Origin of the sequence: Arthrobacter sp. efr-133-TYG-104, assembly GCF_030208915.1 — a bacterium.
Lineage (GTDB): Bacteria > Actinomycetota > Actinomycetes > Actinomycetales > Micrococcaceae > Arthrobacter.
Genome location: NZ_JARVTA010000015.1, coordinates 1 through 13,804 on the forward strand (window position 1 = coordinate 1; position 13,804 = coordinate 13,804).

Below are 13,804 nucleotides of genomic sequence, written 5' to 3' on the forward strand. Positions count from 1 at the left end.
TCAAGAACCACTCAGGTGTTCGATCAGGACATGATCAGGAAAAGCTCAAGAAACCAACTACCCAGGCAACCCACCCGGCTGATCCGGCCTATGGACTAACTGTAAGCATCCTGATATTCGTTGAGAACCGGACTGGTTCAACAGCTGAGGTGGGCGATGGCGGATCGAATTACCGATATCTGGGGCACTAGGACGCCGTTCGCGGGAGGAGACGAATGGCCGGCCCGCGTCGATTTCGCCTTGGAAGCAGGACTCACGGAGGACGACGTCGACCATTGGGTCCAGTCTGCCTGCGTGTTGTGCAGCAACGGCTGTGGGTGCGATATCGCCGTCAAGGACGGCCTGATGGTGGGCATTCGGGGCCGCTCCGCGGACCGGATCAACAAGGGACGCTTAGGACCCAAGGGCCTGTTCGCCAGTTGGCAGGGCGTCGCCCATAAGGATCGTCTCACCCGTCCCTTGATCCGCGAGGGTGGCCATCTGGTGGAGACGGATTGGGATACGGCCATGAGCAGGGTCGTTGCGCGCAGCAGGGAACTTTTGGTGTCGAAAGGGCCGTTGAGCCACGGCTTCTACACCAGCGGGCAGCTTTTCCTGGAGGAATACTATGCACTGGCTGTCATAGGCAAGGCCGGGATTGGGACACCTCACATGGACGGCAATACCCGGCTCTGCACTGCCACGGCAGCATCTGCCCTCAAAGAGACGTTCGGAGCTGATGGGCAGCCAGGCGCTTATGAAGACATCGACTCTTGCGATGCCATCTTCCTGTACGGCCACAACATGCCGGAAACACAAACCGTCCTTTGGTCCCGCATCCTTGACCGTTTAGCAGGCCCGACGCCACCTAAGTTGGTCTGCGTGGACCCCCGAAACACGGAGGCGGCCCGCTACGCTAACGTTCATCTGGCAGTTCGTCCGGGGACCAACTTGGCCCTTATGCATGCCCTGATCCGCGAGGTCCTCAAGAATGACTGGCACGACCCCCAGTACGTCCGGAAACATGCCATCGGCTTCGACGAGTTGGAGGAGGCCGTTCAGGAGTGGACTCCGGAGGCCGCCGCGGAGGTCTGCGGCGTCAACGCCGACGACATCAGGGAGGCGGCGCGGATATTCGGCACCTCCAACAACGTTTTGTCCACAGTCCTGCAGGGCTTCTATCAGTCCTCCCAAGCCACGGCATCCTCCTGCCAAGTCAACAACCTGCACCTGCTCAGGGGCATGCTAGGCCGTCGTGGCGCAGGGCTGTTGCAGATGAACGGCCAGCCAACTGCCCAGAACAACAGGGAATGCGGGGCCGACGGCGACCTCCCAGGCTTCCGTAACTGGGGGAATCAAGGGCACATCGAGGAACTCGCCAGCCTATGGAACGTGGATCCAAGCGTCATTCCCCACTGGGCCCCGCCGACGCACGCGATGCAAATCTTCCGTTATGCCGAACAAGGATCCATCAACTTTCTCTGGGTCTCCGCCACTAATCCGGCAGTGTCCATGCCGGAGCTGCCGAGGATCCGGAAGATCCTGTCCAAGCCGGACCTCTTCCTCGTGGTGCAGGATTTGTATCTGACCGAGACGGCGCAATTGGCGGACGTTGTGCTGCCGGCCGCGGCTTGGGGAGAAAAGACGGGCACGTTCACCAACGCCTCGCGCGTAGTCCATCTTTCTGACAAAGCCGTGGAACCTCCTGGTGACGCCCGCGCCGACCTGGACATCTTCCTCGATTACTCGCGCCGAATGGAATTCAGCACTTTGGATGGGCATCCATTACTCACGTGGGACGGTCCCGAGTCGGCATTCGAAGCGTGGAAGGATTGCTCACGCGGGCGGCCCTGCGACTACACCGGCTTGAGCTATGCCAAGTTGCGGGGCGGCAGCGGAATTCCTTGGCCATGCAATGAGGAGAACCCCGACGGCGTCACCCGACTGTACACGGATGGCAACTTTCCAAGCGCGCCCGATTACTGCGAGAACTATGGGCACGACCTATTGACTGGGGCAGAAGTGGAGCCGGAATCGTACCGCGCCCAGAAACCGGACGGCCGAGCCTGGCTTAAGACTGCCCCCTACCACCCGCCCCACGAAGAACCCGACGACGACTACCCCTTCCGTTACACCACCGGACGGACCGCTTACCACTTCCACACCCGGACAAAAACTGCCCGCTCCCGGACGCTGAACGATGCCGCTCCCAGGATGTGGGTGGAGATCTCCGTGGAGGACGCCGGGGATCTTGGGATTTCGGAGGGGGACATCGTCCGCGTCTCATCACGGCGCGGAGTTATCGAAGCGCCGGCACGGGTGAGCGGAGTGCGTCCGGGCACCATCTTCGCCCCGTTCCACTACGGATATTGGGACGCCAGGGGCGGGGGGAACGCTGGAGTTGGCGTGGAGGGTGACCGCACCAACAGCGATGGCCAACAGCACACGACGGCGGCAAACGAGCTGACGATTACCGAATGGGATCCAGTCTCCAAGCAACCCATTTTCAAGAACGCAGCGGTACGCGTGGAAAAGATAGGCAGCGGAAACGGACCAGCGCCGGCCCCCACCACTACTGCTTCCCGGCCGGCAGGACCCCAGTCGTGAATCTCCACATCTACCTCGGCCTGCTTCACCAGGGTGAACAAACGCTAGCTACGTCATTCCGCCAAGTTTCAGAGGGCCATGGATCTGAGCCCGACGTTCATTTCCTCTGTCAAAGCCTCGCTCAACAATGCGACCACCACGAGGAGCTACTGCTGCCCATAGTGCGGCAATACGGGCAGGACTCATCGGCCGACGAGCCTGAACGTCTTCACGCCGAGGGTTTATCCGAGACCCGGAGCGGCCCCGTGGGTTTGCTGCGAGACCTGCAGGATTTGTACCTCTTGGCCAGCCTCGTCGACGTCACATGGACGATGTTGGAGCAGGCGGGCCAGGCCCTTCGCGATCGGAACCTGCTCGCCGTCGTCGAGCACTGCCAAAAGGAGACCAAGGTTCAACTTCGCTGGTTGCAGACCCGAATGAAACAGGCCGCACCGCAAGCGCTGATTGTCGCCAGCTGAGGAGGTGGTGCCAACCAGCCCGATCGTCACCGGACGCCGAACCGAACGGCAGCGGCCTCAACCAGCGTTAGGGACGAGGCTTTCGATTTTGCCCACCGGAACTGCCGCGGTTTGGGATGGCGCAAAAGGTTCGACGCCGGCCGCGAGCGCCCGGTTGTAGGCCAACTCAAACATGTCGTTCGCAAGTGCCAGTTCGTACTGGAGGCGTTCGCAGCGGAATGCGGCCATCCAGAGGCCACTCATCGGATGGCTCACGTCTACGTCCATCCGGAAGCCACAAGCGCAGGCCCATTCCGGCCAGACTGCCGCATCTGCTTCCACTGCAGCCATAGTCTCAATCGACTCGAGCGGGACCAGAGCGGTCGACCGCAGGGCGCCCGCGGTGATCCGCATCCGCGACCCGCAATGGACGGGCCCGAAGTTCTCCCTGGCATCGGAATTCACAGTTGGCAGGGGGTCTTCAGCCACCGGTGTGGGGCCTGGTTCACGCAGCGCGACCGTCATCGTCTTCTCCCACACATTGACCGGATAAGTAATTTGGCTATCTAGTTATATGTGTACTGATCAATTCTGTCCAGTTTCATCCCTGGTCGGGGTTAGCCTACGCAGCTGCCGACGTCGAGCGCGCCGGCCGATCGGCCCGGACCCGGCGCCACGCCGCGGGCGCCACCACCACAGCTACGCCGACGGCGGCGCCGATGACGGTCTCGATGATACGGTCGCGCAGCAGCAGTGCTGGGTCCACGCGAGCAGCCAACAGCGTTGCGATCAACGCCAGGGGCGTAACGAAAAGCTGGGCGACCAAGTATTGGCGGGCTATGAACATCTCTGCCCCGAACTGACAGGCGGCGATCACCAAGACCATCGCCCACGGTGCAGGATTCAGCCATAGGATGCCGGCAAGAATCACCAATCCCATCACCGTCCCGGCAATTCTTTGAACGCCCCGACGAACACGGTGCCGCGTCGAGTGGCCCACCAGCGGCACCACGGCCGCCACCATCGCCCAATATGTATGCCCAAAACCAAGCCGCTCGCCAACTATCGTCGCTATGGTTCCGGCCAGCCCCGCTGCCACAAGATAGCCGGCACCCTCCAACCACATCGCACGCCGTTCGGGAGACGTTTGGCGGATTCGCGGTGGCCGCTTCCAGGGGCTCCGGTGGCTTCGGCGAACCCGGGCGGACATGCCAACCAGGAGGCAGAAAAGTGTGGTCGAGACTGCCACGAGCATCGCTTCCCAAAGCGGCGGCTGCGCCGGAATGGAAGCGATCGCCGCGAACGCGAAAATGTGAAAGAGGGAGCCCCCGGGCCGAAGACGCCATGCAGCGACCACCACGGAACAAACACCCGCAACTGCCGTGGTTGCTGCTGTCAAAACCCACGTGTACGCGGTGCCACTAACTCCCACCTCGTGCGCGAAGCGGGCCATCAGGGTGGCGCACAACATGATCAAAAGCATGAAGCCGCCCGCGCGGAGCTGACTGCGGAACCGCACGCTATGCGGCTCGTTGCGCCCATAAATACCGGTAAACGCTCCAAAGGAGGCGAACACAGCCAAGTCGAGTCGCCCCATCACGGTCAACGCAATCAACGGCACAAACACACCAACTGCACAGCGGAGAGCCGGGTGGTGGTCCTTGTTGGCCGGGCCCATGGTGAACATTTCCGCTACAGCCTTCAAAACCAGGCTCGCCTTTCGTCGCAAGATCAAACATACGACGGCGGCGCTGACGTCCGCTTTCAAGGTTACGCTCCGACTCCTGCACTACCCGGGGATCGGGCGCATTTGGTGCCCCTCATCACCTGAGGGGCACCAAATGTGAAGCAGTACGTGGTGGAGGGCGTCGCTAGAACCGCGACGCTGCTCCGGCCACAGGCTTCGTGGCCAGTGGATTGCTGGCGATGTCGGTAAGTCCGGAGACGGGGGTGTAGGTGGGGAAGACGTTGGCTGATGTGACAGTCTTGCTGCCGCTGGTACCAGCGCCCAAGGTAATGGTGAGAGTGTTGGCCGAGGGGTCCCACACGAGGGAGGACGCGTTCGCGCCGTTACCCATAAAGCTCAATGCCGTCGCGGTGTAGACCGCGCCCAATGACACGCTTCCAATCCTCAAGCTCGGGCAGGCAGAGCCGGACACGGTCAAGGTGTTGTCACTGGCCGTGGCGCTGATCGTAACCACCACTTGGTCAGCATTGTTGCCCCTTTGCGTCTGGGTGGTCGTGTTGTCGGTCCAGGCAGTGCAGATGCTGTTAGCGCTAAGTGACTCGGAGAACTTCAAAACAACCTTGTCGCCCTTGTCCACGATGTTGGGGGTGCCGCCGTTGCTCAACTGGACTCCGGTCACGGTCGGGGACGAAACGTCCTTGGTGGATGTCGCCGTACCTGCAGGTCCTGTATTGCCAGCGGCGTCAGTAGCCGTAGCTGAGTACGAGATCGTCCCTGGGTTGAAAGCAGTCATATCCACCGGCACGGCAGTCCAACCGCCCGAGGGATTGGTGGTGATAGTTTGTGTCACACTAGGAGCCCCACCGCCGGTGATCGTCAGGACGACCGTCGAGTTGGCCTCCGCGGTACCGCTGATGGGGACGCCGGATACGTTGCCTTGGTGTACGTACGTCGGCGCTGTCACCACAGGAGCACCGGGAGCCGTGGTATCCGTGACAGGAGTCGTTGCAGCACTGCGCAAGCTTTCGGCGCCCTGCCACAGGGAGAGCAGTGGGGTCACCGTGTAGTACCAGGTCCCGGCCGGGACGTTGTTCTCCACGCACCTCAGGCCAACGACGGTTGTCCCGCAGGCGCCGGTCGCCGTAACACCTGTCCCGCCGGTCGCGGAACCATAGCGGGCGATGCTGTACCCGCTCACCGGCCGCTGAGCCGCCGTCGTGCTGGCTGCCCAACTAACTGTGACGCTGGTGCCTGAAACGGCGGTGGCCGGTTTGGCCCCTTGGCTTACGGCGTCGGCCTTTGCGGCCCCGGAGCCGGATCCGACTGAACTCCAGAACGCGCTAGCGGCTGGTCCGGCCCATGAGACGAAAAGGATGCCCACCAAGATCAGGGCAACGCGGTTCCACCTGCCAAAGCCGACGGAAGCGTGGTGATGGCGGCGGGTCACTTGCGTACCTCCAACGTGACGGGGATGCTGAACTGCGCACCTTGGCATGCGGACATTGAACCGGTGCCCATGCTGGCGGCACCCTGCAGCGTCACGAGGATGGAGCTGTTGGCCTGAATTGTCAGGGACGCCATGGGTGCAGGCGGAGGCGTGAATGTCACTCCCGTTGTTGTACAGCCGGAGTGGGCGGCGTCGGCAGTCGCGGCCCCGCTGGAAGTAATGCCGTAGATTGTTACCGCCTGTGGGTTCGGGTTGGTAGCCCGAACAATGACGTCGGCGGTTCCGCCAGGGACCAGGCTGGTTTGCAGGGTATCGCCCGGGACGAGTGCGTCCACCGTAACGGTCTGCATGGTGCCGTTCGCTGCCGAGCCGGCGCCGATGCCGGTTGAAGCCCAGTAGGCGTAGGCGGATCCTGCGCCGCCGAGGATGCAAAGAACCACGGTCGTGGCTGCCGTTCGTGCAAGCCTTCCTGGGCTCAGGATGCGCGGAAGTCGAAGGGTCGTCATCTTAGTTGGCCTCTCCGGTGCCCGTGAAAGTGAACTGGACCGTCGCGCCCTTGCAGCCATCCTGAAGTTGGGGGGTGTCAAGCATTTTGATCTGCGGCCAGTTCGCCTCGAGTACCCCCAAGGCGGAAAGTGAGCGAGTGCCTGGTTCCACGGTCAACGGATACGCCCCCGAGTATTGGGTGATCCTGTAATCGGCAGCAGAGCAGGGTAATTTGGCCGCAACTGCTGCGGGGGTCCGGACCACTTGGCTGATGGCCACGGAAAGGTTTGTCACAGCGATGCTCTTGTTCTGCGGATTGGAAATCTGGAGGTTCAGCGACCTCGAAACACCCGGCGCGAGCAGGCCGGTCACCGAGCCGGAAAGGCCGAACGTGCGTTTGACCTCCAGGACCTGCAACTGCCCGGGAGCCGCATTGGACAGGGTGGATCCGCTGGTACCAGTCACCGTGAAGTCTGTTTTAGTCGACGGCGTCGTGGTTGCTGTGGAAACCGTCAGCGTCGCCTGCGCGGTGCTGCCGGAGGCAAGCACCAACGACGCCGGCGCCGCGCTCGCTGTCGCACCGTCCGGAAGTCCGCTCACTGCGAAGGTGACAGGCCCGGTGAAGCCTCCCGTCGACGTCGCTGACACCGTGAAACTGGCGGACTGCCCTTGGTCGACGGTTCGGCTTGAAGGACTCAGAGCCACCGTGATCCCTTTGCTTACCTTCGCAGTGCCGCCCTGCCCGTTGTTGCCCTGTGCGTTGTTGCCCGGTGCGTTGCTAGTGGCGAGGGCGGCCACCGGCACAACGGCGACCAGGAGTGCAAGCAGCAGCGCACGGAGGGGTATACCAACTCGGTGAACGGGTGCTGTTCGCTCTGGCCGGCGGTCCATGAAGGCTCTTTTCGGACGATAGCTTGTGCATTCGGGACATGGGGAAATGCGTGTGCCGGGGACCGCCACTCCTAGGGTGGTCCCCGGCCGGTGGAGTCTAGAGACTGCCGACGTTGACTGTCACGACGGCGGACTTGCAGGCGTCCTGGTTGACGGTGGTGCTGTCGATAAACTTCAGCACACCGGAGCCCACAGACGTTCCGGTGGAGTTCGCAGCCACTGGGCTGTTGCTTGTCACGGCGGTGACGTCGAACCAGGCAGGAAGGCAACCGGCGACGTCGGTGGTCACGTGAGCGGAGAGAGCACCGACCACGGTGCTTGAGGTGGTGGAGTTGTCCGCCGTGTACGCAACATTGACCTGATTGCCCGGTGCGAGACCGCCCGCAAACGTCGCATGAAGGGTGACAGTGCCGCCACCGGCCGAGTTGGTTGCGGCTCCAGTTCCGGAGCCCGTGGTGGTCCAGTACGCGTAAGCGGCTCCGCCACCTACCGCTACCAAAGCGACGCCTGCGACTGCGGCGGTGACCCGGCTCTTCTTGGAAAGTTTGCGCATGATGTAACTCCTTGGTTGATCGGTCCCCGGGAGCCGCCAGGCAACTCCCAACCATCCGGCCGAGGGTGGCGGATGAAGCGATGTCCCCATGGTTCAGTGAGCGCGCACCGAGTGGCTAGCGTTCCGTGTACGCCACTTTTTCATCCGAACAGAGCAGGAAAATACCCATACCCGGCATGCAACTACTCAGTCCTATGTAACTGACTACTTGGACCAGCGCCGCCAATTCCGGCCTACCGCTGGGTAACACGGCTCAATTCGACGCGGACGGAATCCATGCGATGAACAAACGCATCAGCCTTCCAGCCAAGGGCCGGAACAGGCCTTGCGCCAAGATTGTGGCGATCTTGAGCAAAAACTGTGCGTATATTCGAGTGCTCGGATGACCGCCCCCAGGCCCGGCCTTGCTGCGCGGAGAGCCCCGGAGGAGCGCGAAAGGAGTAGCTGCTAGGCCGAAATGACCGCGCCTAAGGAGTTGAAGCTGTAAAGCTGGATTCCCTCGATTCCGGGCTGCGCAGCTAAGTCATGTATCAGCGCATCCGGTGAATACCGCTCACCCATCAGGAGTCTCTTGGCGAGCGGTCCCTTCTTGCTGAGGAATTTGAGGGAGGAACCCACACCGATCTTGCTGGCCAGCGAGATGAGCTTTGTCTTAGGCACGGCCCCGGCAACACCGGCCCAGACCGGAAGGTGCACACCCTCCCGCCGGAGCAACGCCGCGTAATTGTGGATCGCATTGGCCGAGAAGCACATCTGGGTCACCACCCTTGTGGCGTATTCCTGTTTGGCAGCCAAGGCTTCCACTAACTGCAGTCCGTTGATGTTTGGGTGGCCTTCTGGGTATCCTGCCACCCCCACCGCCATCTTCCCGCCTGTGATGTCTGCAATATCCCGCACAAGTTCAACGCCGGTGGAATACGGTCCCGCCGGATGGGGCGCATCACCGCCAATCGCAAACACCTCAGAGATGCCTGCACTGGCGCAGTCGCCAAGAATCCGCTGCAGCTGGGCCCGGCTATCGAGGCACTTCGCAGCTAAGTGTGGCACCGCTGCGTAGCCCAGTTCACTGAGCTGGATAGCGGTCCCCATAGTGGGGCCAATTCCATGGTGCGGAAGGCACGTGACACTGATGATGGTGCTCTTCGGCAGGGCTTCAGCGACCCGGGCAACAACGCCGTCGGTGGGAATGATTTCAACGCGGGTGGGGAGCATGGATCAGGTCCTGGTTCGCTGGCGTACTGGCGGGCGTAGTTGTTTCGGGCGTTGCGTGGCCTGATCTGCACCCTTGGGTAGGGTCTTTCCATGCAGAGCGGGCCTCACACGGCGGTCAGCATTCACGCCGACAGAGTCGTACCCTATGGCCTTGAGCAGAGTGTCGACGTCGGCCTTGTATCGTGCGCCGATATGCCTGGTCGCGAAAGCGGTAGGGGTTGATTGAACGGTCAAGAGGAACTCCATGATTCACGGCCCAGTGAGCGCCACGATGAATAAAAGTTCCTCCCCGCTCTGTCTTGGACCTGAGAGATTCCGCAGACCGTGTTTCCACGTTATGCCTGCTTGCACCGTCGGTGAGCCCGGTTATCCGTGCTGCTTTCCAGAGTTGCCTCGCCGCGGCGGTACATGGGCCTGCGAGATTCCCGGGGAGGATTTGCTCCTACGGCGCCTGACTGGATGTACCGGCAGGACTCTCCCGCCGCAGATCAAAAGCGTTGCGCCACCTGAGTGACACGCTTCACACCATAACGGGTCCGTTTGAAGAAGCGCAACCATACATGCATGGGTGCGCGGACGGTTCTTCCCTCAAAACCAACGCACACCTCCCAGATTTACTTATCCACATCACCCCCTGCTTCTCACTTGTTTGACATCCCGGAATGGTAGTTTGATCTCTGCAGAGCGAGACATGATTGCGTCAAAGTATTTTTGGCCCCAGAGGGGCGATTGAAAGTGGCCCCAGGTTCACGGAACGTTGTTGTGGGTCTCGGGCTGGCGGGACGGTTTTCGCACCGGTTGGCTAAGGGTTCCTGTATCGCCCGGGGGAACGGCAGATGCCGGTCGGGGGTATGGAGTCGGGGCGCCGTCGTTGCTAGCATGTCAGATCTCTTGAGGGGGAGAAATCCATTCTGGAATGGAAAAGGTCCGACCTGGCGTGCGCCGGGCCGGACCTTTTCAGTTAGGCGCACAAACAGTCCAGACCGACTACCCGACCTTGCCGGAGAGCGCGACCAGTACACCTGCCGTAGCGAAGTATTTGTTGCTTCCCAGATCGCGGAATGTTTTGATTCCCATACCGGCAAGCAGTTCATCATGCTTTTCGGTCAGGCCGGCAAGAGCCGAGGGCGGGGCCGACAGGACCTCGTCCAGAGTCGAGTTCTCGTAGGCCTTGCCCAATGCCTTGCCCAATTCAATCGAAACAGCCACTTTCATGTCCTTTCATCGATGACGGAAAACAAGCCCAGCCAGCCTGCGGCTGCACGAACGCCGGGATTTATCCCTGCGCCGCTGAGAGACACGCTATCGAAGCATCGCTCTGCGGAACGTAAGCGTACCGAAGCAATTAGGCGGCGCTTTAGCCCTGAAAGCGGATTTTGGTCGGGTTTGGGTCCGCCGACTTGATTAGGGCCTGCGGTCTTGCCGTAGGGAATCCCGGATTTCCGTGAGCAGGGCAATCTGGGGGTCTTCGGCCGCTTCTTCCTTGACGTCCGGGTTGATGCCGAGGCGCCGGTTGCGGCGCTCGATCATGTGGTTCATGGGCACGACGATGACGAAGTAAATGGCTGCCGCCACGAGCACGAAGTTAACAATTGCTGTGAGCAGGACACCGAATTTAATGTCGTTTCCGTTGAGGGTCACGACGGCGAAGCTATCGAAGTTCGGAGATCCGACCAAGGCCGCGATGAACGGCATGAGAACGCTTTGGACTAGGGCCGTGACTACGGCACCAAAGGCGGCACCAATCACGACGGCGACGGCAAGGTCTACGACGTTGCCCTTCATGATGAAATTCTTGAATCCGGTCAACATAGCGATCAAACTACCCCACGCGGACGCCGTATCGGATACTTTTGGGGAAAGTTTCGTTGTGAGTTACCCAGTGCCTGCCGGCGCCCGTGGCATGAGGTCGGATTCACCTCTGCGGGGACCTTGGGTTCCTGCAGCGGGGTTGTTCACCTGTTCCGAACTTCTACGCGCGATGCCATGGGCCAGGCGATAGGAGTCGGTGCCGGTTTCGATGATGGTGCCGTTGAAGATCAGCCGGTCACGATGGCGGCGCAGAGGCGCGGGTCGGTGAAGGTTTTGGTCCAGCCGGAGAACGATTCGTTGGAGGCGATGGCGATGGAGTTTTTCTCCTCACGGTCGGTGAGGACCTGAAAGAGGAGTTCGGCGCCTCGACGGTCAAGTTCCATGTAGCCAAGCTCGTCGATGCAGAGCAGGTCCACGCGGCCGTAGCGGGCTATGGTCTTGGCCAGGACCTTCTCGTCTGCGGCTTCGATGAGTTCGTTCACGAGTCGGGTGGCGAGGGTGTATTTGACTCGGTAGCCCTTCTCCGCGGCGGCGGTGCCGAGTCCGATGAGCAGGTGGGATTTGCCGGTTCCGGAGTCTACAATCAGGCAGAGGGGTTGTCCTTTGCGGATCCATTCTCCGGTGGCCAGGGTGTGGATGGTGGCGGAATTGATGTTCGGGTTCGCGTCGAAGTCAAAGTCCCCGAGCCACTTGTCCCGGGGAAAGTTCGCGGCTTTCACGCGCCGGATCGAGGAGCGCCGGTCCCTGTCGTCGCACTCGGCCAGCAGCAGTTCGGCCAGGAAGCCTTGGTACGAGAGTTGTTCCTTCCCCGCGACGGCGAGGGCTTCATCGAGGACTGCCCGGATGGTGGGCAGGCGCAGTCGGCGGCAGGCCTGGTCCACGGCGGCAACCGCTGCCTGTTCGGCCAGGCCTCGCCGCCGGCGCAGGGCCGGGGTGATGGTGGTCGCCGGTGCGGTGGGGCTCATGAGATGTTCTCCTTTGACGCGGTTCCTGCGGGGTGTTCGGAACGTTTGGCCAGCAGCTCGTCATAGGCACGGACTGAGGGCAGTGGCCGGCTATCAGGTGGCAGCCCGGCGATGACGGCGGCGGGGTCCATGAGGCGGCGTTGGGTGAGACTGAGAACTCGTTGCACTTTCTCTTCAGCATGAACACGGGGATGACGGCCGGAACTGGCCCCACTCCGGCAAGATGTCGTGGCGTGTCTGCGGGCTTCGACCGCGACGACGTCGGCGCTGACCGCGCCCACTACGAGGGCCGCGGTGATGCCTGCGTGGATGTCGCAGGCGTCCATGGACCGGTGGAGGAGCAGGACGTCGATGAGTTCACGGGTCCCGTCGGCGTCGCCGTTGACCCGGCGGGAGGCGGCCCAGAATGCCTCGTGCGCGCTGCTGAACGTCCCGGACTCTCGCGCCCTTGCCAAAGCGGTGGAGCCTGGAAGGGCGCCGGGCTTGGTTTTGAGGACCTCGAGATAGTGGTCCAGCTGGACCGACTGTCCGGACCGGGCGGCGAGCCCCTGATGCCTGGCGACCACGGTGCGGCCATCGAACATCACGACCTCGGACGCCCGCAATGAGACCCTGACCCTCCGGCCGATGAACCGGGCCGGGACGGAATACTTCACCATCCGGACGGTGACCATCGAGGACCTGTCGACCCTCGGGTTCAGCGCCAGACCCGGATCAAATTCCTCTGCCGGCAACGGGGCCAGGAACGGCCGTTCGATCTCGAAGTCCTGGCCTATGGTGCGGATCCTGTCATTGATCCTCCTGTCCTCGTCCTGGGCTTCCCATTTGCGGATCCGGTCGTTGAGCTCGTCCAGGGAGTCAGCAACCGGCATCGGTGAAAGCCGGTTGCGGCGGAACCAGCCCACCTCACCTTCAACCCCGCCCTTTCTGGGGCCCCGGCGATGCCGGGCTGGCAATAGAAGGGGTCGAAGCCGTAGTGGGAACGGAACAACACCCATCTGTCGTTCTCCCGGCGCTGCCGGCCCTGGCCGAACACCACAGCGGTTACAGCACTGGTGAGGTTGTCATAGCGGATATGTTTAGTCGGGACGCCGCCCAGAACTTTGAAGGCCTCGACGTGGCCTTCAAGAAAGGCTTCCTGAGCCTGGGGCGGGTAGATCCGCCTGCCGCCCGGTCAGGGACGGTGGATGGCCCTGCCCGAATGTGATAACCGGAAGATGAACATGTGGCACTTCGTCTTCACCCCGTTCAGCATGATCCAGACTTCACCGAAGTCCACCTCGGCTTCCGCTCCGGGGGCGTGTTCCTGGGGAACGAACACCTCAACCCGGCGGCCGGCCTCCACATCGATCTGGGCGCGGCAGACCCGCACACAATCCCGCACCGTCGAATACGACAGCTCCTGCGCACCGTGCTCTTCGATGAGCCGGGCCAAAATCCTGCGTGCAGTATGGCGCTGCTTCCGCGGCGCCGTCGTGTCCTCGGTCAGCATCGCATCGATCGCGCCCTGGAAGGGCTCCAGCCTTCAGGACACGCCTTGTCTCTGTTTACGCTCCGGAGGGGCAGCTGAATCCAGTGCCTGCCTTACCGTTCGCCTGTGAACCCCGTACCGGACCGCCAACGCACGAACCGACAGGCCCTTAACCCGGGCGTCCCTTCGAATCCGCGCGAACAACTCCACTCTCGACTCCATCCAGACCAGCCTTCCGCCGCATCCATCCAGTGATG

Annotated in this window: 12 protein-coding genes, 2 pseudogenes and 1 riboswitch; of the genes and pseudogenes, 3 read left to right on the forward strand and 11 right to left on the reverse strand. The window is 62.0% G+C overall.

Annotated elements, in window-relative coordinates; all coding sequences use genetic code 11:
- The 3 genes from QRN04_RS11795 to QRN04_RS11805 all read left to right on the forward strand — a co-directional run.
- The coding region (locus QRN04_RS11795; protein WP_284976228.1) for a hypothetical protein at window positions 1-191 on the forward strand (191 nt) is incomplete at its 5' end.
- Entirely contained in the window at window positions 157-2,586 is a 2,430-nt protein-coding gene (locus tag QRN04_RS11800) for a molybdopterin oxidoreductase family protein (RefSeq protein WP_284976229.1), read from the forward strand. The genes QRN04_RS11795 and QRN04_RS11800, both read left to right, overlap by 35 nt.
- Window positions 2,583-3,044 (forward strand): hypothetical protein, encoded by a 462-nt coding sequence (locus tag QRN04_RS11805; protein WP_284976230.1) that lies wholly within the window; start codon window positions 2,583-2,585, stop codon window positions 3,042-3,044. Before QRN04_RS11800 ends, QRN04_RS11805 begins: the two co-directional genes overlap by 4 nt.
- Window positions 3,045-3,101: 57 nt before the next feature.
- On the opposite strand, the gene QRN04_RS11810 is transcribed toward QRN04_RS11805, so the two are convergent.
- From QRN04_RS11810 to istA, 11 genes and pseudogenes are all read right to left on the reverse strand, one after another.
- A complete protein-coding gene (locus QRN04_RS11810) occupies window positions 3,102-3,548 on the reverse strand; it encodes a hypothetical protein (protein ID WP_284976231.1) in 447 nt (148 codons plus the stop codon).
- Window positions 3,549-3,645: 97 nt separating this feature from the next.
- Window positions 3,646-4,728 carry an FUSC family protein gene (locus QRN04_RS11815; RefSeq protein WP_284976232.1) on the reverse strand — a complete coding sequence of 361 codons (1,083 nt, stop codon included), beginning with the start codon at window positions 4,726-4,728 and terminating at the stop codon, window positions 3,646-3,648.
- A 166-nt stretch (window positions 4,729-4,894) separates the two neighbouring features.
- Window positions 4,895-6,157 (reverse strand): hypothetical protein, encoded by a 1,263-nt coding sequence (locus QRN04_RS11820; protein ID WP_284976233.1) that lies wholly within the window; start codon window positions 6,155-6,157, stop codon window positions 4,895-4,897.
- Window positions 6,154-6,663, reverse strand: coding sequence for a hypothetical protein (locus QRN04_RS11825; RefSeq protein ID WP_284976234.1), 510 nt, complete (start codon window positions 6,661-6,663; stop codon window positions 6,154-6,156). The genes QRN04_RS11820 and QRN04_RS11825 overlap by 4 nt, the downstream gene beginning before the upstream one ends.
- Before the next feature lies 1 nt (window position 6,664).
- A complete protein-coding gene (locus QRN04_RS11830) occupies window positions 6,665-7,534 on the reverse strand; it encodes a hypothetical protein (RefSeq protein ID WP_284976235.1) in 870 nt (289 codons plus the stop codon).
- A 97-nt stretch (window positions 7,535-7,631) separates the two neighbouring features.
- The gene (locus tag QRN04_RS11835) at window positions 7,632-8,087 is read right to left on the reverse strand and encodes a hypothetical protein (protein ID WP_284976236.1); all 456 of its coding nucleotides are present in this window, start codon (window positions 8,085-8,087) and stop codon (window positions 7,632-7,634) included.
- A 447-nt stretch (window positions 8,088-8,534) separates the two neighbouring features.
- Window positions 8,535-9,299 (reverse strand): methylenetetrahydrofolate reductase, encoded by a 765-nt coding sequence (locus tag QRN04_RS11840; protein ID WP_284976237.1) that lies wholly within the window; start codon window positions 9,297-9,299, stop codon window positions 8,535-8,537.
- Between the two features lie 392 nt (window positions 9,300-9,691).
- A riboswitch (glycine riboswitch) is annotated at window positions 9,692-9,790 on the reverse strand.
- A gap of 496 nt (window positions 9,791-10,286) precedes the next feature.
- Entirely contained in the window at window positions 10,287-10,508 is a 222-nt protein-coding gene (locus QRN04_RS11845) for a hypothetical protein (protein ID WP_284976238.1), read from the reverse strand.
- Between the two features lie 195 nt (window positions 10,509-10,703).
- Window positions 10,704-11,111 carry a large conductance mechanosensitive channel protein MscL gene (gene mscL, locus QRN04_RS11850; RefSeq protein WP_284976239.1) on the reverse strand — a complete coding sequence of 136 codons (408 nt, stop codon included), beginning with the start codon at window positions 11,109-11,111 and terminating at the stop codon, window positions 10,704-10,706.
- Window positions 11,112-11,285: 174 nt separating this feature from the next.
- A pseudogene (gene istB / locus QRN04_RS11855) lies at window positions 11,286-12,076 on the reverse strand (IS21-like element helper ATPase IstB); the annotation flags it as partial.
- A pseudogene (gene istA, locus QRN04_RS11860) lies at window positions 12,073-13,769 on the reverse strand (IS21 family transposase). The pseudogenes istB and istA, both read right to left, overlap by 4 nt.
- Window positions 13,770-13,804: the final 35 nt, after the last annotated feature.